28 protein-coding genes are annotated in these 23,821 nt (G+C 69.6%); 11 read left to right on the top strand and 17 right to left on the bottom strand.

The window, feature by feature from the left end; all coding sequences use genetic code 11:
• Positions 1-42: 42 nt before the first annotated feature.
• The 6 genes from RYH80_RS08515 to RYH80_RS08490 all read right to left on the bottom strand — a co-directional run bounded on the left by RYH80_RS08515 (position 43) and on the right by RYH80_RS08490 (position 4,055).
• Complete coding sequence (locus RYH80_RS08515) at positions 43-1,197, bottom strand: pyridoxal phosphate-dependent aminotransferase (RefSeq protein ID WP_370903430.1); 1,155 nt, start codon at positions 1,195-1,197, stop codon at positions 43-45.
• On the bottom strand, positions 1,194-1,799 hold the full coding sequence (locus tag RYH80_RS08510; RefSeq protein ID WP_370903429.1) for an Lrp/AsnC family transcriptional regulator: 606 nt from the start codon (positions 1,797-1,799) through the stop codon (positions 1,194-1,196). The genes RYH80_RS08515 and RYH80_RS08510 overlap by 4 nt, the downstream gene beginning before the upstream one ends.
• An 88-nt stretch (positions 1,800-1,887) precedes the next feature.
• The gene (gene hisH / locus RYH80_RS08505) at positions 1,888-2,538 is read right to left on the bottom strand and encodes an imidazole glycerol phosphate synthase subunit HisH (protein WP_370903428.1); all 651 of its coding nucleotides are present in this window, start codon (positions 2,536-2,538) and stop codon (positions 1,888-1,890) included.
• Between the two features lie 135 nt (positions 2,539-2,673).
• Positions 2,674-2,949 carry a phosphoribosyl-ATP diphosphatase gene (gene hisE, locus RYH80_RS08500; RefSeq protein ID WP_370904691.1) on the bottom strand — a complete coding sequence of 92 codons (276 nt, stop codon included), beginning with the start codon at positions 2,947-2,949 and terminating at the stop codon, positions 2,674-2,676.
• Positions 2,950-3,026: 77 nt separating this feature from the next.
• The gene (pdxT, locus tag RYH80_RS08495) at positions 3,027-3,695 is read right to left on the bottom strand and encodes a pyridoxal 5'-phosphate synthase glutaminase subunit PdxT (protein WP_370903427.1); all 669 of its coding nucleotides are present in this window, start codon (positions 3,693-3,695) and stop codon (positions 3,027-3,029) included.
• A gap of 198 nt (positions 3,696-3,893) precedes the next feature.
• Complete coding sequence (locus tag RYH80_RS08490; protein ID WP_370903426.1) at positions 3,894-4,055, bottom strand: preprotein translocase subunit Sec61beta; 162 nt, start codon at positions 4,053-4,055, stop codon at positions 3,894-3,896.
• A gap of 174 nt (positions 4,056-4,229) precedes the next feature.
• Between RYH80_RS08490 and RYH80_RS08485 the strand changes: the two genes are divergently transcribed.
• Positions 4,230-4,496: a thioredoxin family protein gene (locus tag RYH80_RS08485; protein WP_370903425.1), complete on the top strand. Its 267-nt coding sequence runs from the start codon at positions 4,230-4,232 to the stop codon at positions 4,494-4,496.
• 114 nt (positions 4,497-4,610) lie between these two features.
• On the top strand, positions 4,611-4,760 hold the full coding sequence (locus RYH80_RS08480) for a 50S ribosomal protein L40e (RefSeq protein ID WP_370903424.1): 150 nt from the start codon (positions 4,611-4,613) through the stop codon (positions 4,758-4,760).
• A 285-nt stretch (positions 4,761-5,045) separates the two neighbouring features.
• Here RYH80_RS08480 and RYH80_RS08475 read toward each other — a convergent pair whose 3' ends face one another.
• Entirely contained in the window at positions 5,046-5,672 is a 627-nt protein-coding gene (locus tag RYH80_RS08475) for an MBL fold metallo-hydrolase (protein WP_370903422.1), read from the bottom strand.
• A 169-nt stretch (positions 5,673-5,841) separates the two neighbouring features.
• Here RYH80_RS08475 and RYH80_RS08470 point away from each other — a divergent pair, with 169 nt between their 5' ends.
• Positions 5,842-6,297, top strand: coding sequence for a DUF7522 family protein (locus RYH80_RS08470; RefSeq protein WP_370903421.1), 456 nt, complete (start codon positions 5,842-5,844; stop codon positions 6,295-6,297).
• Positions 6,225-7,265: a type IV pilin domain-containing protein gene (locus RYH80_RS08465; RefSeq protein WP_370903420.1), complete on the top strand. Its 1,041-nt coding sequence runs from the start codon at positions 6,225-6,227 to the stop codon at positions 7,263-7,265. Before RYH80_RS08470 ends, RYH80_RS08465 begins: the two co-directional genes overlap by 73 nt.
• On the opposite strand, the gene RYH80_RS08460 is transcribed toward RYH80_RS08465, so the two are convergent.
• Complete coding sequence (locus RYH80_RS08460; protein WP_370903419.1) at positions 7,266-7,955, bottom strand: RAD55 family ATPase; 690 nt, start codon at positions 7,953-7,955, stop codon at positions 7,266-7,268.
• A 207-nt stretch (positions 7,956-8,162) separates the two neighbouring features.
• On the opposite strand from RYH80_RS08460, the gene surE reads away from it, so the two are divergent.
• Both surE and RYH80_RS08450 read left to right on the top strand, forming a co-directional pair.
• Positions 8,163-9,062, top strand: coding sequence for a 5'/3'-nucleotidase SurE (gene surE / locus RYH80_RS08455; RefSeq protein WP_370903418.1), 900 nt, complete (start codon positions 8,163-8,165; stop codon positions 9,060-9,062).
• 271 nt (positions 9,063-9,333) lie between these two features.
• On the top strand, positions 9,334-9,822 hold the full coding sequence (locus tag RYH80_RS08450) for a hypothetical protein (RefSeq protein ID WP_370903417.1): 489 nt from the start codon (positions 9,334-9,336) through the stop codon (positions 9,820-9,822).
• On the opposite strand, the gene RYH80_RS08445 is transcribed toward RYH80_RS08450, so the two are convergent.
• From RYH80_RS08445 to RYH80_RS08430, 4 genes are all read right to left on the bottom strand, one after another.
• A complete protein-coding gene (locus RYH80_RS08445; protein WP_370903416.1) occupies positions 9,816-10,613 on the bottom strand; it encodes a hypothetical protein in 798 nt (265 codons plus the stop codon). The two genes, RYH80_RS08450 and RYH80_RS08445, sit on opposite strands and share 7 nt — an antisense overlap.
• 123 nt (positions 10,614-10,736) lie before the next feature.
• Positions 10,737-11,882 carry an ArsR/SmtB family transcription factor gene (locus tag RYH80_RS08440; protein ID WP_370903415.1) on the bottom strand — a complete coding sequence of 382 codons (1,146 nt, stop codon included), beginning with the start codon at positions 11,880-11,882 and terminating at the stop codon, positions 10,737-10,739.
• 231 nt (positions 11,883-12,113) lie between these two features.
• Positions 12,114-13,172, bottom strand: coding sequence for a quinone-dependent dihydroorotate dehydrogenase (locus RYH80_RS08435; RefSeq protein ID WP_370903414.1), 1,059 nt, complete (start codon positions 13,170-13,172; stop codon positions 12,114-12,116).
• Between the two features lie 115 nt (positions 13,173-13,287).
• Entirely contained in the window at positions 13,288-13,485 is a 198-nt protein-coding gene (locus tag RYH80_RS08430) for a hypothetical protein (protein WP_370903413.1), read from the bottom strand.
• Positions 13,486-13,688: 203 nt separating this feature from the next.
• Between RYH80_RS08430 and RYH80_RS08425 the strand changes: the two genes are divergently transcribed.
• On the top strand, positions 13,689-15,455 hold the full coding sequence (locus RYH80_RS08425) for an acyl-CoA carboxylase subunit beta (protein WP_370903411.1): 1,767 nt from the start codon (positions 13,689-13,691) through the stop codon (positions 15,453-15,455).
• 34 nt (positions 15,456-15,489) lie between these two features.
• Here the strand turns inward: RYH80_RS08425 and RYH80_RS08420 are convergent, their stop codons facing one another.
• The 4 genes from RYH80_RS08420 to RYH80_RS08405 all read right to left on the bottom strand — a co-directional run bounded on the left by RYH80_RS08420 (position 15,490) and on the right by RYH80_RS08405 (position 17,311).
• On the bottom strand, positions 15,490-15,633 hold the full coding sequence (locus RYH80_RS08420) for a hypothetical protein (RefSeq protein ID WP_370903410.1): 144 nt from the start codon (positions 15,631-15,633) through the stop codon (positions 15,490-15,492).
• A 108-nt stretch (positions 15,634-15,741) separates the two neighbouring features.
• Positions 15,742-16,173 (bottom strand): DoxX family membrane protein, encoded by a 432-nt coding sequence (locus RYH80_RS08415; RefSeq protein WP_370904690.1) that lies wholly within the window; start codon positions 16,171-16,173, stop codon positions 15,742-15,744.
• 100 nt (positions 16,174-16,273) lie between these two features.
• A complete protein-coding gene (locus tag RYH80_RS08410; protein ID WP_370903408.1) occupies positions 16,274-16,549 on the bottom strand; it encodes a hypothetical protein in 276 nt (91 codons plus the stop codon).
• A 219-nt stretch (positions 16,550-16,768) separates the two neighbouring features.
• On the bottom strand, positions 16,769-17,311 hold the full coding sequence (locus RYH80_RS08405) for a MaoC family dehydratase (RefSeq protein WP_370903407.1): 543 nt from the start codon (positions 17,309-17,311) through the stop codon (positions 16,769-16,771).
• 143 nt (positions 17,312-17,454) lie between these two features.
• Between RYH80_RS08405 and RYH80_RS08400 the strand changes: the two genes are divergently transcribed.
• The 4 genes from RYH80_RS08400 (at position 17,455) to RYH80_RS08385 (ending at position 22,848) form a co-directional block, all read left to right on the top strand.
• Complete coding sequence (locus RYH80_RS08400) at positions 17,455-18,321, top strand: HpcH/HpaI aldolase/citrate lyase family protein (protein WP_370903406.1); 867 nt, start codon at positions 17,455-17,457, stop codon at positions 18,319-18,321.
• 302 nt (positions 18,322-18,623) lie between these two features.
• The gene (locus RYH80_RS08395; protein WP_370903405.1) at positions 18,624-19,880 is read left to right on the top strand and encodes a Glu/Leu/Phe/Val family dehydrogenase; all 1,257 of its coding nucleotides are present in this window, start codon (positions 18,624-18,626) and stop codon (positions 19,878-19,880) included.
• Positions 19,881-19,982: 102 nt separating this feature from the next.
• Entirely contained in the window at positions 19,983-21,659 is a 1,677-nt protein-coding gene (locus RYH80_RS08390; RefSeq protein ID WP_370903404.1) for a methyl-accepting chemotaxis protein, read from the top strand.
• A 157-nt stretch (positions 21,660-21,816) separates the two neighbouring features.
• Positions 21,817-22,848, top strand: a complete 1,032-nt coding sequence (locus RYH80_RS08385; RefSeq protein ID WP_370903403.1) for a tRNA pseudouridine synthase A — start codon at positions 21,817-21,819, stop codon at positions 22,846-22,848.
• 41 nt (positions 22,849-22,889) lie between these two features.
• On the opposite strand, the gene RYH80_RS08380 is transcribed toward RYH80_RS08385, so the two are convergent.
• Entirely contained in the window at positions 22,890-23,786 is an 897-nt protein-coding gene (locus RYH80_RS08380; RefSeq protein ID WP_370903402.1) for a substrate-binding domain-containing protein, read from the bottom strand.
• Positions 23,787-23,821: the final 35 nt, after the last annotated feature.

Here is a 23,821-nt window from a genome sequence, read left to right as displayed (position 1 = left end):
TCGCTGACTCCCGAGGGTGCCGCCTTCCCCGTGACGCCGCCGCTACCACTCCTCGTCGAGGAACGCCTCCAGTCGCGCGGTCGCGGTCTTCAACTGGTCGAGGCCGGTGGCGTACGACACTCGCAGCCGCCCCTCGCCGCCGGCACCGAACACGTCGCCGGGGACGACCGCGACGCCGGCCTCCTCGAGCAGCGCCTCCGCGAACGCCTCGCCGTCCCCGCCCGGTGCCGCCGGGAACGCGTAGAACGCCCCCTTCGGTCGCGGACAGTCGATCCCCAACTCCGCGAACCGGGACAGCAGGTACTCCCGGCGGCGGTCGTACGCCGCCCGCATCTCCGCCACCGCGTCGTCACACGAGCGCAGTGCCTCGACGGCCGCCGCCTGGGCCGTCGTCGGGGCGGACAGCATCGTGTACTGGTGGATGCGGTTCGCGGCCCGCACCGCCTCGGGTGGGCCGAGGAGGTAGCCGAGTCGCATCCCCGTCATCGCGTACGTCTTCGAGAACCCGCCGAACACGACGGTCCGCTCGCGCATCCCCGGCAGCGTCGCGATGGAGGTGTGCTCGCCGTCGTACCGCAACCCGGCGTAGATCTCGTCGGCCAACACGAGGAGGTCGTGCTCGCGGGCGAACGCCGCCACGCCGCGGAGTTGTTCCTCGCTCGCCGCCGCGCCCGTCGGGTTGTTCGGGTCACAGTACAACAGGACGTCCGCCTCTTCGGCGCCGGCGGCCGCCAGCGCCGTCCGCGTCGGCGCGTAGTCGTCGGCGGGGTCCGTCGGCACGTCGAGCACCTCCCCGCCCGCGAACGTCACCGTCGGGACGTAGGAGACGTACGTCGGCTGGACGACCGCGACCGTGTCGCCGGGGTCGACGAACGCGCGACACGCGAGGTCGATCCCCTCGCTCGCGCCGGCGGTCACCAACACCTCCTCGGCGGGGTCGTACGAGAGGTCGTACGCCCGCTCGACGTGGTCGGCGATGGCCCGCCGGAGGTCCGTGCGGCCGCGGTTGGCGGTGTAGGCCGTCCGCCCACGTTCCAGTGCGGTCACGGCCGCCTCGCGAGCGGCCCACGGCGCCGAGAAGTCCGGTTCGCCGACGCCGAGCGAGATCACGTCGTCGCGCTCCTCCGCGAGCTCGAAGAAGCGTCTGATCCCGGAGGGTGGTACGCGCTCGACGCGTTCGGCGGGATCGACGGTCATGGCGTGACGGAGCGGCGGTCGTCGTCGTCACCGTCGCCGAACAGGATCCCCGCCTCGGCGTAGGTGTCCATCACGTAGTGGGTGACCGTGTTCGTCACCGCCGGGAGGCGTGCGACGCGCTCGCCGACGAACGACGACACCTCGCTCATCGAGTCCCCCTCGACCTCGACGAGCAGGTCGTAGTCGCCGCTGACGAGACGCAACGCCTCCACCTCGGGGAACCGCGCGATCCGTTCGGCCACGTCGCCGTACCCCGTCTCGCGGTCCAACTCCACGTCCAACTCGACGGCCGCACGCACTCGCTCTGCGTCGGCGGCGTCCCAGTCGACGACCGCCCGGTAACCGCGGATCACGTCCGCGGCCTCCAACTCCTCGATCACCGTCTCGACGGTCGCCTCGTCGAGCCCGGTCTGTCTGGCGAGGTCCGCGACGCTCGTCCGGGCGTTCTCACGGAGGATCGACAACACCGTCGCCGTCTCCGCGGCGGTCGCCGTGGCCGCCGCCGTCGCCTCTCCCGGCGTCTCACTCTCGTCTCCCGATTCGTCAGCCGCCTCGCGGCCGGCTCCCACCCCCTCGTCGGCGGCACGCTCCTCGTCGGTCATGTGATTGACTCACACTGTCGGCGGCGGGGAGGAAACGCTGTCGGTCGTCGTGGCGACGGCGTCGCCGTCGAGGGGGACGGTCACGAGGTCAGGCGTCGCTGTCGGCGCAGATCTCGACGAAGTTCTCGAGGATGCGGAGGCCGGTCTCGCCGCTCTTCTCCGGGTGGAACTGCGTGCCGAACACGTTGCCGGCGTCGTTCGCGACGATGGAGGCGAACGGCTCGCCGTCGTAGTCGGTGGTCGTCACGACGGCGCCGTCGTCGTCCGGCACGGCGTAGTAGGAGTGGACGAAGTAGGCGTACTCCCCGTCGACACCCTCGACGAGCGGGTGCTCCCGTTCCACGTCGAGTTCGTTCCACCCCATCTGCGGGATCGGCTCGGCCTCGCGGAAGCGGACGTTCCGCCCCGGGATCAGGTCGAGTCCCTCGGCGTCACCCTGGCCCTCGCGTTCGGCCTCCTCGCTGGTGGACAACAGCATCTGCATCCCGAGACAGATCCCGAACAGCGGGCGGCCGGCGGCGGCGTACTCCGCGAGCGCCTCGCGGTACGGCCCGGCGTTGTCCATCCCCTCGCGGAACGCGCCCACGCCGGGGAGCACCACGCCGTCGGCGTCGTGGATCGCGGCCGGGTCCTCCGAGACGGTCACGTCCGCGCCGGCCCGCTCCAACCCGCGGGTGACGCTCCTGAGGTTCCCGAGCCCGTAGTCCACCACGACGACCGCCACGTCACTGTCGCTCATCGCCTCGTCGTTGCCACCCCGCCGGTAAGTAGCCGCCGCTCTCGGTTACACTGCCGTGTGGGACACTGCGACGGGAGCGCTCCCCGACAGGCCACCCGACGGCACTCGACGCCACACAGCCAGCGCCGACGCAGCTCAGGCGAACCGCTCGCGCAGTTCCGCGTCGAGGTCCGCCAGTGTCATGTCCTCCATCGCCAGCAGGACGAGCAGGTGGTAGACGATGTCGGCGCTCTCGTGGCGGATCTCAGCCTCGTCGCCGTCCTTCGCCGCCAGGACGAGTTCCGTCGTCTCCTCCCCGAGCTTCTCCAACACCGCGTTCGCGCCCTTCTCGTGGGTGAACAACGACGCCGTGTACGAGTCCTCTGGCAACTCGCGTTTGCGGTCCTCGATCGTGGCGAACAGCTCCGCCAGCGTCTCGTCGGTCGCCGTGTCGGTGTCTGTATCCGTGTCGGTGTCCGGGTCCGAGTCGGCCGTCTCGCTCGCGTCGGTCACGTCGACACCTCCGGGCTCGCGTCCGTGTCCGCCGCGTCGGCACCCTCGTCCCCGTCGTCAGACGACGCACCCTCGCCGTCGGCGCGTTCCTCGGCGAAGAAGGCGAGGTCGTGGATCCGGTGGTCGCCGGTCAACTCGGGGTGGAAGGAGGTCGCGAGCACGGGACCCTGCCGGACCGCGACGGCGTCGCCGTCCCACCGCGCCAGGACAGTCACGTCCTCGCCCACCTCGTCGATCACGGGGGCGCGGATGAACACGGCGTGGAACGGTTCGTCGAGCCCGGCGACCGGGAGCGGTGCCTCGAAGGAGTCCGCCTGCCGCCCGAACGCGTTGCGGTCGACGGTCACGTCGAGCACGTCCAACTCCGTCACGCGGTCGTCCTTTGGGTCCGTCGAGGCGACGATCAGCCCCGCACACGTCGCCAGTACGGGCTTGCCGGCGGCGACGTGGGCACGGATCTCCTCGTCGATCCCCTCGTCGGCGAGCAGTCGCGAGATGGTCGTCGACTCCCCACCCGGGAGGAGGAGCGCGTCACAGTCCGGGACGACCCCGGCCTCGCGCACCTCGACCACCTCCGCCTCGATACCGTGGGACGCGGCGGCGTCCCGGATCGCCGTCGCGTGCTCGGACACGTCGCCCTGCACGGCGATGACGCCAGCTCTCATACCGAACGCTGGGCGGCGCGCGGGCGAAAACCTTCCGACGAGTGCCGTCCGTGCCGGTGTCGGTCGGGCGTGATCCACGTCGACGTCGGTGACGCGCCGCAGAGTGGCGCGTTGCGGTGGCTCGTCGGACGCGACCCGAACGGCGAGGAGGAGACGGCCACGGCTCGTCGGACGCGATCCGGACGGCCACGAGGAGCCTCAGACCGTGGCCTGGAGGATGATGATCAGGATGCCGAAGAGGATGCCGACGGCGACGACCGTCCGCGGGTCGAGTTTGATCGCGTTCCGGTCTTCGGCGTCGAAGTACCGGACGAGACCGGCACTGGACATCAGGCCGCCGCTGTTCTGGCCGCTGCTCATACCCTCTGGTTGACCGGATCGGTGCGTAAGCCTTTCGGAGTCGCCGTCGCGTGTCGCGGCGCTCGGCGCGTCTCGGTGGTCACGAGCCGCTCGCGAGCCGCTCGTCCGGGCGGTCGTGCGCCCCCGTGTCCGCTTGAGTAACGCTTATCGGCGGTCCAGCGGTAAGGACTGGGTATGGCTGTCCGACTCAAGGACTTCTACGCGGACTGGTGTGGCCCGTGCAAGACGCAAGACCCGATCCTCGAGGAACTCGAGGAGGACTACCCGGACGTGAGCTTCGAGAAGGTCGACGTCGAAGAGGAGCAGGACGTCGCCAACCAGTACTCCGTCCGCTCGCTGCCGACGCTGATCGTCGAGAACGACGACGGCGTCGTCGAACGGTTCGTCGGCGTCACACAGCGCGAGGACCTCGAAGAGGCGCTGTCGAACGCCGGCGCCTGACCCCGAGATCCCGCTGGTCACACGGCGTCGCCCGGAACTCGGCCTCGGCGGTGTCGCCCGTCGCTGCGCGTGTGTCTCGCAAGCGTTAACAGCCGGTAGCCCGCTGTGTCGGGTATGGCGAAGTTCGAGGCCGCAGAACAGCGGACGTTGGACCGACAGATCTGTATGCGGTGTAACGCACGCAACTCCCCGCGTGCGACGAGTTGCCGGAAGTGCGGGTACAAGAACCTGCGCCCGAAGGCCAAAGAGACCCGCGCGGCCTGATCTCGTCGGTCCCTTCTCGGCACACAGTCACCGACGAGCGGTGCGTCTCGCCGCGGCGCCGTCGTCTGACCGCGATGCTGTCGTCTCGCCGCGGCGCCGTCGTCTGACCGCGATGCTGTCGTCTCGCCGCGGCGCCGTCGTCTGACCGCGATGCTGTCGTCTCGCCGCGGCGCCGTCGTCTGACCGCGATGCTGTCGTCTCGCCGCGGCGCCGTCGTCTCGCCGTGACGGTGCCGCGTTGTGACCCCACCGCACCGCCGCTGCCCGTCGTCGCCACCGCGTCGCCCTACTCGTCGGGGTACTTCGGTTCGCGTCGGTCGGCGCGTTCCAGTGCGCGCTCGATCACGTCGCGGACGCTCTCCGCGCTCTTCGTCGCGTCGAACGGGTCGCCGTGCCCGGCGTACATCGTCGTCACCGACGCCGGCAGCCGGTCGAGGAGTGTCCGGAGGCTCTCGATCAGCGTCTCGCGCGACTGCCCGGCCATGTCCGTCCGGCCGAAGGAGCCGTCGTCGAAGGCGCCGTCCTCGTAGACGACCACGTCACCCGAGAACAGCGCCGTCTCCCCGACCAGACTCACGTGGTCGGCGGCGTGGCCGGGCGTGTGGACCACCTCCGCCGTCTCCGGGCCGACGGCGATCTCGTCGCCGTCGGCCAACGCGACGGCACGCCGCGGGTGGTCGCCGAAGGCGTACAGCTCCGCGTCGAACTCGTCGAGAACCGCGTCCAACTCGCCGACGTGGTCCCCGTGCTGGTGGGTCAAGACGACGCGGTCGAGCGTGTCGACGTGGTCGGCGATCACGTCCGTGACCCCGGGCATCGTGCCGGCGTCGATCAGCGTCGTCGGCTCGCCCGGCAACAGGTACGCGTTACAGGTGAACTCCGTCGCATCGGCGGTGACGGTGTGGACCTCCATGTCCCAATCGTGGTGCGCCGCCGCCGAGAGTGTACCGACCGCGGCGAGTGGATCGAGGGGAGGCCACGGCGAGTGCGCCGGTGGGTGACCGGGAGAGGAGCCACCACGTGGACGCGTCGGAGGGAGACCGCACGGACGATTTAACCCCTCGCGCGTCGACCGTGTGGGTATGGACGACATCGAGGAGACGGAACTCGCGGACGGCCACGTCGTCGACGACGCCAGCGACGTGGCCGAACCGGACGAGATCGACCGCGACGTGGACAGCCTCGACGAGCCAGTCCGGGAGCTGATCGACCGCATCCTCGAGGAAGGCGGCGACACCCTCCGACTCGTCGCCCGCTACGACCGGGGCGACTACGAGGTCGTGTACGCCCGCGACGACGTGACCGAGGGGTTCTCCGAGCCGGAACTGACCACGCGCGTCGAGACGTTCGTCATGCAGGGGATGGGCGAGCCGGAACGCGAGGGAACGCTGTACGACTTCGGGGAGTTGGACGCAACCGTCCGCTGGTACGACGAGGCCGTCGTCGCCCACGTTCCCGTCTCCGAGTGGACCGGACTCGTCTTCACCTTCGACCGGACGACGGAGTCGCTGGCCGCACTCGCGAGTCAGTTCTTCTGAGTGCGGCGGCTGGCGCGGCGTTGACCTGTGCCCGAAGCCGCACGTCTCGGCCGGCGTGTCGACCGAACCAACACAGGACTCGTGAAGCGAGAGGCGAGATCCGGGGGTGTACACGACTCTGGTCCGTTCACGAGATCACCCGTCGACGCACGACGTCTCAGACGCTCGATTGTTTTGACAACACTGCGCAGACGCCGACCTCGAGTAGTTCCGTCGACTGCGTTTGTGTCGAATCACACGGTCCGAATATCACGGCTGTGCCTCCGTCAACTAATAGTACCTCGACTGTGATCCGTAAGCACGTGGGGGGTACATGCGAGTCGAACGGTGTCGCGAGGGGTGTTTCGCCAGTGGTCGCTGTGGTACTACTCGTCGCGGTCACGGTCGTGATCGCGGGCACCGTTGGGGCGTTCGTGTTCGTTCTCGGTGACACGTCCGAACCGCCGCCGACGGTGTCGTTGACATCCGAGCAGACCGAGGCGTTCGTCGTCGCGACCGGTGGGTTGAACCGGTCGTTCACGGCGGTGACGATTACGCACAGAGGCGGCGACAGTATCCGACACGACCGACTCGAGGTACTCGTCAACGGTGAACCAGCGTACGGCGTCAACGCTAGCGACGACCCCTGTGCCGCTGCCGGACCGAACGGGTGGGTCACGGGGGCGAACTGCGCGCGGACACTCTGGAACGACTCCGAGACGGTCACAGCCGGTGACTCGATCACGGTCGTGCACAAGAACTCCTCGGCCACGGCGGACGGAGTCGGCTACACCGCACCGGATCAAGACGTGTTCCCAAGCGTTCCCGACGACGTGGACGGCTCACTGTACGTCCAGAACCGTGATCCGTTCTTCGCAGGTGTCGACGGTACGGCGATTCAGTTGACGACCGGTGACACGATCAAAGTAGTCTGGACTCGCGAGTCAGACGACGGCGGCGTCGTCTTACTCGAGTACACCGTGACGTGATCAGAACGGCGTCCACGCCTGCGGCCCGAAGTCGGCGCCGCGGACGCGCACCTCCGGCCGCTCGCCCTCGTCGCGGACCTCCACGAGCGCGTCGAACACCTGCGTGAGGGTGTCGAGCACCTCGCTACTCCCCGTGTTCGTGTCGAGGGTGTACGCGCCGACGCCGTCGACCACCCGGAGGCGGCCGGTGACGACGTAGAGGAACCGGTACACCTGTTTCAGACTCGCGTACATCAACAGCGTCGACAGCGAGTGGACCGCCAGCCGCGGGTCCCGTACCGCGTCGGCGTGCCACCCCGAGAACAGCCGCGTCAGCTCGATCCCGATCCCGGTGAGGTCCGCCGGCGAGGAGACGTAGGCAACGTCCGGCTCCGTCTCGCGTTCGCCGAAACTCGTACTCTGTGCGACGCAGTCGACGACCGAGAGGTCCCAGTCGCTCGTGTCCCCGACGACCGCCTCCACCCACGACCGCACCCGCTGGGCGCGCGCCTTCGTCGTCACCAGACAGCCCGTCCGCGAGGCGGAGCCACCGAGCAACTGGAAGGCGAGCCGTCGCTTCCCGGTCATCGCCGGCCCGGCGACGAGGACACTCGTGCCGGGCGCGACCGCCGTCGGGTCCAGCGGCGAGGGCGTCGTGTCCGTCCGTCGCGGCGACTCGACGGCTCCCGGGTCCGGCGCGTCGTCTGTCACACCCTGTCGTTCGGGCGGGGAGGGTTTAGCTTGTCCGTCCGCGTGCCGAGAGTGGTCGGTCGCCATCGAGTGCCGACAGTCGTCGGTCGTCACCACTCGCTCCCAGTCGCTAGTGGCTCCCACTCGTCGCCAGCGACCAGTCGTCGCCAGCGACCAGTCGTCGCCGGAACCGACGCACCCTTCGGCGCGGGGTGTCTCGCACGGCTCGTGACCAGCGTCCTCCTGACGAACGACGACGGCGTAGAGTCGCCGGGACTGGCGGCGCTGTACGAGGAACTCCGAGCGGTCGCGGACGTGACCGTCGTCGCGCCCGCCGAGGATCACAGCGGCGTCGGCCGCGCCCGCTCGCGCAGCGTCGCCGTCGACGACCACGAGTGGGGGTACGTCGTCGACGGGACACCCGCGGACTGTGTCGCCTACGGCGTCGACGGTCTCGACACGGCGTTCGACCTCGTGGTCTCCGGCTGCAACCTCGGCCCGAACTGCGGCGCGTACGTGATGGGCCACTCCGGCACCGTCGGCGCGGTCGTCGAGGGGGCGTTCCTCGGGGTACCCGGCGTCGCCGTCTCAGGGTACCACCGCGAGGAGTTGTTCCCGCCGGAGGGGTTCACCTACCACGTCCCGGCGACGGCGACTCGTCGACTGGTCGAGCACGGCACCGACCGCGGCGTCTTCGACCACGTCGACTACCTGAGCGTGAACGTCCCCGTCGAGACGGAGGCGACGTACCGGGTCACCCGACCGCTCGCGGACTACGCCGTGGCGGCCGAGTCGACGGCCACGGAGGCGGGAAGTGACGGCGGTGAGGCTGCCGACGCCTCCGCGGCCGACGACGGGGGTGACGCCGCGGCTAGTGACGAGAGTGACCGGCAGGACGCGTCCGCTCCGGCCGACGACGTGCGACTCGCGAACGACTACTGGGCGGTCGTCTCGCGCGAGGAGCGGTTCCCGACGCCCGCCGACACGGAGGCCAACTACCCCCCGTGGTCCGACCGCGCCGCGGTCGTGGACGGCGAGATCGCCGTCTCTCCGCTCCACACGCCACAGCGACCCGCGCAGGTGTCGGTCGTCGACGAGTTGGTGGCCGTCTGCAACGACGCGCGCTGAGGACACTGCTGCGAGTCGGGTAGCAGACACGTCGTGATCCGTGTGCACGTTCTCGGCACGTACGACACACCCGTCGGAACGTTTTGTACCAGAACGCCGCACGTCACGCGTGGACTCTCTGTTCGCACGTCTCCGTGGTGTCACGGACCGCATCTGCGAGACACGACACGACGGCCGCGCACGATGGCGGAAAGCATATTGCCTCCGCGTCTCGTATCTTCGACCGAAGACAGAACCGTCGAACGAAGGCGCCGAAACTCACCACACACAGATGGAAGCCAAACAGTTCCTGCCGCTGGCGCTGTTGTACACCGCCGGCGGAGAGATCCGCGGCAAGACGCGGTTCCAGAAACTCGCGTTCCTGAGCGAGCGGGAACTGGATCGGTGGGACGTCGACGCGTACGACTTCGTCGCGTACGACTACGGCCCGTTCAGCAAGTCACTGCTTGAGGAGACGGAGTCCCTCGAAGCGGAGGGCCTCGTCGAGATCACGCGCCGGAAGACGTTCGGCGGGAAAGAGCGGTACGACTACCGGCTCACCCAACGCGGTCACGAGACGTACGAGGACAACAGACCGAACGAGGAGTGGGACGAGTCGAACGAACCGGAAGACGTGTCGGACGGGACGGACCGGTTCCGGTGTATCGAGCACGTCGCAGACCGCGTCACCGGCGACTTCGCCGAGATGCCGGTGTCGAACCTCATCGACCACGTATACGACGAGTACCCGAAGTACGCGGAGAACAGCGTCTTCTACTGATCACTGTCGTCGTCGCTGGAGTCGTCACCGAGCACACCGACTCGTCTGACAGCGGTTGACCCTCTCTCCCACTGTCTCACGAGCCAGTTGGCCTCCCGTCCGATCTCTTCGGGGCGCATCCGTTCGAAGTGAACACGAGCGACATCGTCGTAGTGGTGGTAGGTCATCCCGAGCGATTCGTCGTCTCCACCTCGCACGACACGGACGGCACCAGAGAGGAGCAGGTCGTAGTCTTCCGAGGGAGATCCGACTCGGTACAGTCGTCCACTGATCTCGACACCGTCGTTCGTGACGACCGTCACGCGGTCTCCGAGTGCGGTCTGTCTGACGGCCGTCTCCCACGGTTGCTCTAAGTCCTCTTGCGACTTCTCGCGGTCGTTGTAGCGAACGTGGACGACGGTCCCGAGTCCGTACCCCAACACGTACCCGACGACTGACTGGCTCGCGATCACGGCGAGCAGTGTCAGCGCCGGAGTCGACCCGACCGTCCGTGCAGTGATCGTCCGACTAGCCCGGTACCCCAGGGGGTCGAACACGAGCCAGTTCGACCCGCCGGTCCAGAGTGTCTCGACCGACCTCAAGACTGTCTGCGGAATCCCGAACCGGTACGCGAGCAGGAACACGCCGAGCGTGACGCTGCCGCCGACGACGGCTCGGAGGATCTTGTCGAGCCGGGAGACGGTGTCCAACTGGACGGTCGACCAGAGGTAGCCGACCAGCGAGGCGTACCCCGGAACGAGGAGAAAGACGAGGTACAGGGCATTCAGTGCGAACGGGGTCCCACTCGACATCGTTCCGGAGCAGGATACTAGGACGAATCACTGTTTCGATACCAACAGCAGTCGATCACCCGGAAACTCCTCGACGACACCCCGTATCGGAGGTGAGACTGTGTCCAGGTCGAGGAGGTGAGACTACGCTTCTGACGCCGGCCCACGGTACGTCTCGACCACCTCTAACGAGTCGTCGACGACCAACTCGACCGCCTCGTCGTCGACGACGTAGCGCACGACGGCCCGCAGCGGCTCCGTCTGGACGATCCACGCCCGCGTCGGGTCGAGGGTGAACACGTCGACGAGCGACGCCTCACGCACGTCCCGCCCGTGATCGTAGTACAGTGATCCGACGAGCGGGTGGTCCAACAGCGACACGCCGAGTCCGGCCTGGAGCGCCTCCCCACATCGCTCGCACGTGAACTCGGCGTGTGGGACACTCGGGGTCGGTGCCGTCTCGGGTCGCTCCTCGTGGTCCGTGTCGTCCGCGCCGTCGGTCGGCGTGTACGGCACGCTCGTCGCCGCGAGTGACCGGTCGGCCTCGTCTGCTCGCCGCTGGGCGTCTCGCGGACGTGTCACCACCTCGTCCTCGTCGTACGTCTCCACGTGGACCGTCGTCGTGGTCGGGCCGTGACAGAACGGACAGAACCCGCGTCGCGCCGTCTGGAGCGTCGCGTCGGCGTGGTCGATCGCCACCTGCGGGACGCTCTCGGCCTCGTAGTCCGCGAACACCCCGCCCGGGACGGGCATCTGTGCGAACGGCTCCGGCGACTCGCCGTCCGCCACTCCGTCTGGGGCCTCGTCGTCCGGCGTCTCGCCGTCTGGGGCCTCGTCGCTCGCAACGTCCCCGTTCCGCGTCTCGCCGTCTCCCTCCTCCGTCCCACACGCCGTACAGTACAGTCGGAACCAGTCGCCGTCGTACTCGAAGGTCGCCTCCGCGCCACACTCGGGACACGACTCGCCGGCCGGACGTGGGCCGACGGTACGGTCGTCGGTGTACGTCCCCGCCAGCAGGGAACCGACGGTGTAGAGCCCGGCCATCCGGAGTTCGTAGGTGCCCGCCTCGGTCTGGCGGACGAACGTGTCACACAACTTCCCGAGGTGGTAGTTGAACTGTCCGGAGTCGCGCATCCCGACGGCGTGGCGCAACTCCGAGAACGTCGCCTCGTGGCCGTCGGCGTCCCACAGCGCCCGCAAGACGGCGACGCGATTCGGGTCCGACAGCGCCGCGAACGCCGCCGCGTACTCGTCCGGGTCGTCGCCGTCGTCGACGTCCGAGTCGCTCATCACACACACCTCCGAGTGGGACCGACAAAAGTGGTTCCGCCCGGTCCCGCTCTCCGTCACTCCGGATCGGCGTCGAGAGTCTCGCATCCGGTCACTCCGAGTCGGCACCGGCGGTCCCGCTCTCCGTCACTCCGGATCGGCGTCGAGAGTCTCGCACCCGGTCACTCCGAGTCGGCACCGGCGGTCCCGCTCTCCGTCACTCCGGATCGGCGTCGCGGGTCCCGGTCCCCGTCACTCCAGGTCGACGCCGACGGCCTCGCGTACGGAGTCGAACCCGTCGCGCTCCAGCAACTCCACCAGGCCGCGGTTGATGTCGCGGGCCACCGTCGGCCCCTCGAAGACGAGCGCGGTGTACAACTGGACGACGCTGGCACCGGCGCGGATCTTCGCGTACGCCCCCGCGGCGTCGCGCACGCCGCCGACGCCGATCACCGGCACGTCGACGCGCTCGGCGACGAACCGGACCAACTCCGTCGCGCGGTCCTCGATCGGCCGTCCGGACAGGCCCCCGCGCTCGGCGGCGTCCAGGTCCGACAACGACGACGGCCGGTCGGTCGTGGTGTTCGTCACGACCACGCCGTCGAGGTCCAACTCCCGGACGACCGCCAGCGCGTCCTCCGTCGCGTCCGTCGAGAGGTCCGGCGAGAGTTTCACCAACAGCGGGTCGGCACCCGCCTCCCGGAGTTCTTCGAGGATCGCGGTCAGACTGTCGCGGTGCTGGAGCGACCGCAGTCCCGGCGTGTTCGGACTGGAGACGTTGACGACGGTGTAGTCGACGTGCGTGCCGACGCGCTCGTAGGTGTAGCGGTAGTCCGCGGGTGCCTCCGACAGCGGCGTCGTCTTCGACTTCCCGACGTTCAACCCGACCGGCACGTCCGGCGCGGGCTCGGCGGCGAGTCGCCGGCCGACGGCGTCGGCGCCCTCGTTGTTGAACCCCATCCGGTTGACGACCGCCTCGTCGTCCGGGAGCCGGAACATCCGCGGCCGCCGGTTCCCCGACTGGCGCTCGGCGGTGACGCCGCCGATCTCGACGTGGCCGAACCCCAGTGCCGCGAGGAACCGCGGCACGTGGGCGTTCTTGTCGAACCCCGCCGCGACGCCGACCGGCGTCGGGAACTCGAGGTCCCACAACTCCGTCCGGAGCCGCGGGTCCCGCACGGACAGCCGCGACGCGAGCGCCGACTGGACGGGTGTGTCCTGGACCGCTCGCATCAGACGGTGGGTGAGTCCGTGGGCCGTCTCCGGCGGCAACGCGAACGCCGCCGGCTTCACCACGTCGTAGAGGGTCACCGTCGACCACCCCGGGAACGGCCACGCTGGCGGGCCTGCGGCGGCTCCGGTGTCGTGGCGTCTTCTGGCGCTGGAGTCGCGTCCGACGGCGGGGAGTGGTCGCGCGTCACGTGCCTCAGAAGTCGTGTTCGACGTCCTCGGGGTCGGCCTTCTGGATGATGATCTTCCCGTCGCGGACGCGGACGAACACCTCGTCGCCGATGTCCATCCCGGCGACGGCGAGCTCGTCCTCGTGGATGTTGACGTGTACGTTGTGGTACTCCCCGTCTTCGTCCTTGGCCCCACTCGGGCTGAGCGTCTTCTTCCGGACCATCGACCTGAGTTGCCTTGATGTTCGCCGTACGAGATACAAAAGTGTTGGTTTACGACCTCTCGCGCCGCCCGGCGCGTCTCCCGTCCTCCCGCCACACGGACGTGCCTCCCGCCACACACCACACGGACACGACGGACCGTTCCGGTGGTGGTCGGCCACGAGGCATAGAAACGGTTTTCCGCAAAACCTGCCACCGGATCCGTATGCGAGTCCACGTCGGAGAGGGTGCGACCACGGAGGAGGCGTCCGCCATCGCCTCGGCGCTGGCGGAACACCTCGCGGTCGACGTCGAGGTCGTCGCGGGCGACGGCGAGGAGCCGACGGCGACGGCGACCGCGCCCGAACCTGACTACCCCGTCGACGACGGGGAACGTCCCGGTGAGCGCGAGCAGCGACTCCGCGAGGAGATCGCCGACATCCTCCAGGGTGGCCCCCAGAAGTACAAGGACCGACTCCCCGACCAGGGGAAACTGTTCGTCCGCGACCGACTCAACCTCTGGTTCGGCGACGCGGACGGCGACCCGGGCGACGCGCTCACCTTCGAGGACGGCCGGTTCGCCAACTTCGACGAGTGGCACCCCGACTCCCCGGACGGGGACGACTACGACGAGAGCGACCGGATCCCCGCGGACGGACTGATCACCGGCGCGGCGGAGTTCGAGGGCCGCGACATGCACGTCATGGCCAACGACTTCACCGTCAAGGCGGGGTCGATGGCCGCGAAGGGAGTCGAGAAGTTCCTCCGGATGCAACAGCGCGCGTTGAAGAACGGCAAACCCGTCCTCTACCTGATGGACTCCTCGGGCGGCCGGATCGACCAGCAGACGGGCTTCTTCGCCAACCGCGAGGGGATCGGGAAGTACTACTACAACCACTCGATGCTGTCGGGGCGCGTCCCGCAGATCTGTGTGTTGTACGGGCCGTGTATCGCCGGGGCGGCGTACACCCCGGTGTTCGCGGACTTCACCATCATGGTCGAGGGGATGTCCGCGATGGCGATCGCCTCCCCGCGGATGGTCCAGATGGTCACCGGCGAGGAGATCGAGATGGACGAGTTGGGTGGGCCGGCGGTCCACGCGAAGTACTCCGGCAGCGCGGACCTCGTCGCCGACGACGAGGAACACGCCCGCGAACTCGTCGCGCAGTTGGTGTCGTACCTCCCGGACGTGGCCGGCGAGGACCCGCCACGCGCCGACCCGACGCCGCCCGCACTCGACCCGCGTGGGACGGACGCGGTGATCCCCGACGAGCCGAACCGCGCGTACGACGTGACGGATCTGCTCGACCGCGTCGTCGACGCCGACTCGGTCTTCGAGTTGAAACCGGAGTACGGCAAGGAGATCGTCACGGCCTTCGCGCGGATCGACGGCCGGCCGGTCGGGATCGTCGCCAACCAGCCCGCCCAGCGGTCGGGGGCGATCTTCCCGGACGCCGCCGAGAAGGCCGCGGAGTTCGTCTGGACGTGTGACGCCTACGAGATCCCGCTGTTGTACCTCTGTGACACGCCGGGGTTCATGGCCGGCTCCTCCGTCGAGAAGGACGCCATCCTGGAGAAGGGGAAGAAGTTCATCTACGCCACCTCCTCGGCGACGGTGCCCCAACAGACCGTCGTCGTCCGGAAGGCGTACGGCGCGGGGATCTACGCGATGGGTGGCCCGGCCTACGAGCCGGAGTCGGTGATCGGACTCCCGTCGGGCGAGATCGGGATCATGGGCCCGGAGGCGGCGATCAACGCCGTCTACGCGAACGAACTCGCCGACATCGACGACGAGGAGGCCCGCGCCGAGCGCGAACAGGAGCTCCGCGAGGAGTACCGCCGCGACATCGACATCCACCGGATGGCCAGCGAGGTCGTGATCGACGAGGTGGTCGAACCCTCGCGACTCCGCGAGGAACTGGTCAACCGCTTCGACTTCTACGCCGACATCGAGAAGAGCGTGCCGGACAAGAAGCACGGGACGATCCTGTAGCGCTCTCCAACGGACCGATTTCCGTCGACGCAGATCACGAGTCTCGCCCGCCTACGGGAAGGTCGTCGATCCACAGTCCTTCGAGTTCGAGCGCGTGTGGATCTAGCGACCCGTCGGCGACCGTCTCGTCGGTGATACAGCCCTCCAGGCGGTCGATCCGACCGTCGTCCGTTGCCATGTGTGTACGTGGGCCGTCTTCGGGTACAAATACTCGCCAGGCACGACTGGAAGTCGACCGCGGTGACGGGACGCCCGAGCAGAGTCCAGCAACGCGGCCTGTCGGCGATCACGACGACGCTCGTACTGCGTCGGCGAACACGACGAGGGCCAGCGCGAGCAGGCCCACGTCGCGGGCGATCACGTCCCCGAACCGGCCGGTGGTGACCCACACGACACAGAGGTACGCGATCGTCGCGAGCAGCGACACCCACGCGACCGTCGCGGCGACCGCGGTGTAGCGGTCCGCGAGTAGGAGCGCCGCGAACCCCAGTTCCAGCCACCCGTTGACCAACATGAACGTGACTGGCGAGACGACGAGCCACGGCGCGAGCCAGTCGGTGACGTACACCGCCCAGTCGGCGGGCTGGAGCAGTTTGTGGACGCCGGCGGCGACGAGCATCGCCGCCAACCCCCACCGCGCGAGCGTCGCCGTCGCCGGGAGGCGAGCGGCCAGCGCCGCCGCCACGCGCGTCGCGAGGGTGGTGCCGTGAACCCACAGACGGGCGGCGGTTCCGGACTCCCTACCGTCGCTGCGACGGGACACGGGCGTCTCTCGAACGCGTCGGGTGAAAAACGGCGGCGGTCCCAGCCCACTCGTCTCAGGGCGAACTGCAGAGACACCCACCACAGGTGTCGTAACAGCTCTCGGGACAGTCGTCACAGTCGTAGACGGTGCACTCGATTTCGTCACAGGCTGCACGGGCCGGCCCGTCGCGGTCGCGGAACTCCGCGACGGGCACCACTTCACGGTCGCCGGCTTCGGTCTCGTAGACGACGTGAGAGTAGTCGCCGTCGGACGCGGCCGCCAAGCCGGCCCCGCCGACCGCCAGTGCGCCGAACTGTCCGGTACGTCGGAGGAGTGTTCTCCGTCGCATACGACCTTCGAGGCACGGAAACGACTTGTAGTAGAGGAAAAATTCTGTTCACTTGTGATAATGTAACTGACAGGTTGACGACGGGGACGGGAGGGCAGCACCGGTCCGGGGGGCGCCCCCGGTGGTGTCCCCGCCACTCCTCATCGTGCTCGGGACGAGAGTCGTGGTCCCGACCGCCACCGACCCGACTCGACCACGACCACCCGGACGACACCCGACTCAGTCCGCGTCCGCGGCGGGCCGCTTCAACGAGAGGACGGTCCGCTCGAACTCGCACACCAACACGTCGCCGTCGTCGGTCACCTCGTCGGGATCGACGGCGTCGCGGGCGGCGTCATCGCCGACCGCCCCGGTCTCCGGGTCGGCGTCGGCGACGACGAACGCCTCGACGCGCATCGTGACCACGCCGCGCTCGCCGTCGCTGGTCTCCCGCTTGTCCGTCACCGTCGAACGGGCGTAGATCGTGTCGCCGTGGAACACCGGGTTCGGGTGGGTCACGTCGTCGTACGAGAGGTTGGCGACGATGGTGCCGTCCGTCGTGTCCGGGATCGAGAGCCCGACGGCGGTACTCATCGTGAGCAACCCGTTGACCAGACGCTCCCCGAACTGGGTGTCGGCGGCGAAGTCGGCGTCCAGGTGCAGCGGCTGCTGGTTCATCGTCGTGTCACAGAACACCTGGTTGTCCCGCTCGCTGATCGTCCGCCGCTTCTCGTGGGTGATCGTCTCTCCGACCGTGAACTCCTCGTAGTACTTGCCGGTCACACGCGAGCCGTCGGCGACGACCGCCGAGAGTCTTCCGGGTCGCCGCTCGGTAGTGTTCAGACACGGGTGACCCGTCGGGTGAGACTCGCACTCGGGGACCCCCGACCACATGGTTGAAGCCGTCACCGGCACACACCCCGGGTGTGCCCAGACGTAGTCTCCTGTTCTCGCCCGGCGACCAGCCCGACCTGGTCCGCAAGGCCCCGCGTGCGGACCCGGACGTGATCGCGATCGACCTCGAGGACGCCGTCGCACCCGACGCCCGCCCGGCGGCCCGCGAGGCGGTCGCCGCCGTCCTGACGGACCCCGAGTTCGACCCGGACGCGGAGGTGTGCGTCAGACTCGGCGGGACACCCGAGGCTCGCGACGCCGACCTCGCGGCGCTGGCAGACGCCGACGCGGTGCCGGACTCCGTGATGGTACCGAAGGTGGCCGACGCCGAGACGGTCGCGGAGACGGCCGACCTGCTGTCGATCCACGGCTTCGACTGTCCGGTGCTCGCACTGTTGGAGACCGCACGCGGCGTCGTGAACGCCGTCTCCGTCGCCGACGAGCCGGCGACGGACGCGCTGGTGTTCGGCGCGGAGGATCTGGCGGCCGACGTGGGCGCGACCCGCACGGACGCGGGGACGGAGGTGCTGTACGCCCGCCAGCGCGTGGTGACCGCCGCCGCCGCGGCGGGAATCGACGCCGTCGACACCCTCTACACGGACTTCTCCGACGAGGCGGGACTCCGCGAGGACACCCGGACGGCCGTCGAGTTCGGCTACGACGGGAAGATGGCGATCCACCCGTCGCAGGTCGGGCCGATCAACGAGGCGTTCACCCCCGACGACGACCGGATCGCGTGGGCCGAACGGGTGTTGGCGGCCCGCGACCGCGCCGCCGCCGAGGGACGCGGCGTCTTCGAGGTCGACGGCGAGATGATCGACGCACCCCTGATCGCACAGGCCGAACGCGTCCGCGACCGCGCACTCGCCGCCGGACGAGCGTTCGAGCCGGGAGAGTAGGTCCCGACGTACCAGTGGAGTAGTCCGCGACGTACCACCGGAGCAGCCCCCGACGGACCGCCGGAGTAGTCCGCGAGTGCCGACGGAGTAGTCCCCGACGTACCACACTGTTGACACACCTGCCGACCCGTCGGACCCAGACGACTACTCGATTCCGAGTCCACGATTCGGCGGTCTCCGGCGCCGAGCGGGGCGGTCTCCCACGAGACAGGTACACGAGGGGAAGGCAACTAAGGGCGTAATAGGACTGGGTATGCTATTGATTCGACACGCTTACGGGGGGTGGTCACTCTCCGTGAGGTATGTCCGACGAGGCGAACCCGTTCGAGAGTCTCCAAGAGCAGATCGACGACGCGGCGCGTCACCTCGACGTGGCCGACGACGTGCTCGCGCGGCTGAAACACCCCGAGCGCGTACTGGAGACGAACCTCTCGGTGGAACTCGACGACGGCACCATCGAGGTGTTCGAGGCGTTCCGCTCGCAGTTCAACGGCGACCGCGGGCCGTACAAGGGCGGGATCCGCTACCACCCGGGCGTCACGCGCGACGAGGTGAAGGCGCTGTCCGGCTGGATGGTGTACAAGTGTGCCATCGCGAACGTCCCCTACGGCGGTGGGAAGGGTGGCATCGTCGTCGACCCGTCGGAGTACTCCGAGAGCGAACTCGAACGGCTCACGCGGTCGTTCGGGAAGGAACTCCGCCCGCTGATCGGGGTCGACCGCGACGTGCCCGCGCCGGACGTGAACACGGGCCAGCGGGAGATGAACTGGATCAAAGACACCTACGAGACGCTGGAGAACACGACCGCGCCGGGCGTCATCACCGGCAAGGCACCGGACAACGGCGGGAGTGCCGGTCGCGTCGAGGCGACCGGCCGCTCGACGATGTTCGCCAGCCGCGAGATCTTCGAGTACCTCGACCGCGACCTCGCGGACGCGACGGTCGCCGTGCAGGGGTACGGCAACGCCGGCTGGATCGCCGCGAAGTTGATCGAACGGCAGGGCGGCACCGTCGTCGCCGTCTCCGACTCCAGCGGCGCGATCCACGACCCCGACGGACTCGACGCGGTCGCCGTCAAGGAGTTCAAACGCGAGACCGGGTCCGTCAGCGGCTACGAGGGTGCCGCCGAGGAGCTGACCAACGAGGACCTGCTGACGCTGGACGTGGACCTGCTGGTGCCGGCGGCTCTCGAGAACGCCATCGACGGTGACCTCGCGACGGACGTGCAGGCGGACGTGATCGTCGAGGCCGCCAACGGGCCGCTGACCCCCGAGGCCGACGACGTGCTCGCGGAGTCCGACACCTACGTCGTCCCGGACATCCTCGCGAACGCGGGCGGTGTCACCGTCTCGTACTTCGAGTGGGTCCAGAACCGCCAGCGCTTCTACTGGACCGAGGAGAAGGTCAACGAGGAACTGGAACGGCACATCACGGACGGCTTCGACGACATGATCGACGCCTTCGAGGACACCGACGCGCCGAACCTCCGGACCGCGGCGTACGTCGTCGCGATCCAGCGCGTCGTCGACGCCTACGAGAACTCCGGCAACTGGCCCTGAGTCGTCACTCGGAGCGACCGACCCCACGAGCGGGACGTCTCGACTTCTCGCGGCTCCGCGAACAACGCGACATTTATTGCAGTTCTCACTCTTCCGGACGGTATGTCTCGAACTGGTCGCACCGGGGGCGACCCACGGACGGACGGCGGGACCACCGCCGAGTTGAGCGCGGTCGAGCGGTTCTTCGTCGACCTGGGACTCGAACGACTCTACCCGGTCGCGGTCCAGCGGCGGATGGTCCGACAGGTGGTCGTCACGTACCTCGCGGCCGGGGGACTCGTCGCGGCGGTCGTGCTCGGTGTCGTCTACCCGCCGGGGACGGCCGGGTTCGTCCCCGCGCTGGTCGCCGGGACGGCCGTCTTCGCGGTGTTGTTCGCGACGCTCGTCGTCGTCGCGCTCACACTCATCGGCGCCTCGAACCAACTCACCGCACGGGTCCACCGACTCGCAGACGGCGACTTCGACGTGACGTTCGACGAGGGACGGCGCGACGAACTCGGCTCGCTGGCGGACGCACTCGACGGCTTGCGCGACGACCTCCAGGCACGGATCGAGGCCGCCGAGGACGCCGAGCGCGAGGCGGAGGCGGCCCGCGAGGAGGCGGAGCGGCTGGCGGCGGAGATGCGGACCGTCGCCGACGAGTTCGGAGAGACGTTGGACGACGCGGCGGCCGGCGACCTGACCGTTCGCCTCGACGCCGACACCGACCACGAGGCGCTGGCGCGGCTCGCCGACGAGACCAACGAGACGCTCGCCCGGCTGGAACGGACCGTCGGCGAGGTGCGGGCGTTCGCGGAGGAGGTGGAGACGACGGCCGACACCTTCGAGACGGAGACGGACCACCTCGCGAGCGACAACGAGCGGACGGTCGTGGCGGTCACCCAGATCAGCGAGGCGGCCGACGAACAGGAGGAGCGACTCGCGCAGGTGAGCGACGAGGTGAGTTCGCTGTCGGCGACGGTCGAGGAGGTCGCCGCCTCGGCGGGCGAGATCGCCGACCGGACGGCGACGGCGGCCGACCGCGGCGAGGCGGCCGCCGAGGCGGCCGGCGAGGCGATCGACGAGATGGACGCGATCCGCGCGGAGATGGACGCGACCGCGGCCGAGGTGGAGCGGCTCCAGACCACCGTCGGCGAGATCGGCGAGTTGGTCGAACTGATCGAGGACGTGGCCGACCAGACGAACATGTTGGCGCTGAACGCGAACGTCGAGGCGGCCCGAGCCGGCGGGGACGGCGGCGTCGACGACGGTGCGGCCGACGGGTTCGCGGTCGTCGCCGACGAGGTCAAGAGTCTCGCGGAGGAGGCGAGCGACGCGACCGAGGAGATCGCCGCCACGGTCGCCGACACGCGGGCGGCGACGGAGGCGACGGCGGCGGCCATCGAGCGGACGGACGACCACGTCGACGAGGGTGTCGCGACGGTCGAGACGGTGGTCGGGCGCCTCGACGAGGTGGTCGCGACGGTCGAGGAGGTCCGTGCGAGTGTCGACTCCGTCGACGACGCGACGGACGATCAGGCGGCGACGGCCGAGGAGGTCGCCAGCGTCGCCGAGAGCGTCGCCACGCTCGCCCGCGAGACGGCCAGCGACGCGGACGACGCCGTCGCGGCCGGCGAGGCGCAGGCCGACCGGGTCGCCCGTCTCGCCGACCGCACCGCCGACCTGACGGACGCCGTCGACGGGCTCGAAGACCGGCTCGACGCGTTCGAGTTGTCCGAGCACGCCACGACGGGGGGCACGCAGGGCGGTGGTCCCCCAGCGCCGACGGCCGACGACTGACTGCTCTCGGATCGGGGACGAGGTGACTCGTCGTCGTGTCTGGCGTTCTCGCCGACTCCGAACTCGGGTTCACCGTCCTCGCCCAGACCACTCTCGACGCTCGCCGTCCGCGGGCGTCGCCCACACGACTCTTCACACTCGCCGGCCGACGACGAGTGTGCGCGCCTACCGCGTGGCGTACGACGGCCGGCCGTTCCACGGGTTCCAGCGCCAGCCGGACGTGCCGACGGTGTCGGACGCGATCCTCGACGCACTCGTCTCGCTGGAGTTGCTGGCGTCGCCCGACGACCCTCACTCGACAGCCGCGAGCGACGAGTCCGACGCGCCGCCGGCGGCCGAGACCGCCGACGCGCCGTCGGCGTCGTCCGCCTCCCGCCCGACGCCGTCGGGGTACGCGGCGGCTGGACGGACGGACGCGGGCGTGTCGGCGGTCGCACAGACCGTCGCTTTCGACGCGCCCGACTGGCTCGCTCCCCGCCCGCTGAACGCCCACCTCCCCGACGCGGTCCACGTCTGGGCGGCCGCCGACGTACCCGACGACTTTCACGCCACACACGACGCGACGCGACGGCGCTACCGCTACCACCTCGTCGGGCCACACGGCTCGCTCGACCCGACGGCGGAGCGGCCCACCGGCGAGACGACACCCGAGTCGGGACTGTCACTCGACCGAGCACGGGCCGCCGCCGAGGCGGTGTCGGGCACCCACGACTTCGCCGATCTCACGCCCGACGAGACGGGGACGGAACGGACGCTGTCGTGTTCCGTCGACCCGGTCGGCGGGATCTCGCGGGCAGACGCGGTGACCAGTGGAGACACGGCGACGCGAGGGAGTGACACGACCGGCGGCGAGGCGGGTGCGGTCGACGGACTCGTGCTCCGGGTCGCGGCCGACGGGTTCCCCCGGCAACTCGTGCGGCGACTGGCGACCGTCGTCCGCGGCGTCGCGACCGGGGAGACGACGCTCGACCGCGTCCGACGACTGCTCGACCCGGAGCCGGTGGCGACCCACGAGGGTGTCCCACCCGCGCCGCCCGAGCCGCTCGTGTTGACCGGCGTGGACTACCCGGACGTGGCGTTCGAGCGCGACGACTACGCCGTCGCCGACGCTCGGGCAGCCTTCGAGACGCGTCGCCGCCGGAGTCGTGCCGTCGCCCACGTCGCGGAGACGGTGCTCGACGGCCTCTGACGACGGTGTCGCGTCTCCCGTACTGGGTCTCGCGTCTCCACTCACACCGACCGCTCGGTCGGGTACGCCGCCGGCACGTCGAACCCCCCGCCCAGCCAGTCGCCGGCGACGAGCGTCTCGAAGACCGCCCGCGTCGCGGGCCGCTCGTGGCGCAGCGTCGCACCGTACGTGATCGGCGCCCCCCGAACCACCTGCCCGTCTGGGAGTTCGTACGTGTACTGGCGGTACTCGGCGGCGTGACGCGGTGTCGAGAGGTCGACGGTCGCCGGGAGCGTCCGGAACGGCTGGTCGTGGTCGACGGCCATGTTGCGGTAGGCGACGACCGCGTCGAGTGAGCCGGTCGCGAGCGTCGCGAGCAACTCCGTCTCGGGGACCACCTGCTCGGGCGCGAGCAGCGACGGGTAGTCGCGCCCCCACCGGTCGCGGGCGAGTCGCAGCGCGAACAGCGTGCGGTAGCCGAGTGGGTCGGCGTCCGGGTCCGTCCGGCCCAGTCGTGCATCGGCGGAAAACAGCGGGTCGAACGGCACGTCGGCCTCGGCGACGCGCGCCCCGACACTCGTGTCGGGCGCGTACGCGACGACCAGCGCGTTCGTCGCGAAGGCAGTGTACCGCGTCGCGAGCCCGTCGAACAGCCGCGGATCGGCCAGCGCCAACACGTCCGGGTCGCGCAGCCCCTCCGCCACCATGCGTGCACAGGCCGCCGAGCCGCGCGTCTCCACGCTGAGCTGCCGGTCCGTCCGTTCGCGGAGGCGCGTGTCGAGCGCGTACTGGAGGCTCCCGGCCGCGAGCACCGACACCACCGCGTCGCCGCCCCCGACGCAGCCGGCGAGGGTCGTCCCGGCGCCGACGCCGAGACCGGTGCCGAGTCGTCGGAGTGCCCGGCGTCTGGTGGTCGTATGCTCGGTGGTGTTCGCCGTTCCTCCCGCTGTGTCCGCCATCCGTCCGGCGTACCGGCCGCCGCGGCATAACGGCA

It is taken from the genome of Halobaculum sp. MBLA0147 (assembly GCF_041361345.1).
Taxonomy (GTDB): Archaea; Halobacteriota; Halobacteria; order Halobacteriales; family Haloferacaceae; genus JAHENP01.
The sequence above is the reverse complement of the archived record's forward strand: the minus strand, read 5'-3'. Positions and strand labels throughout refer to the sequence as shown.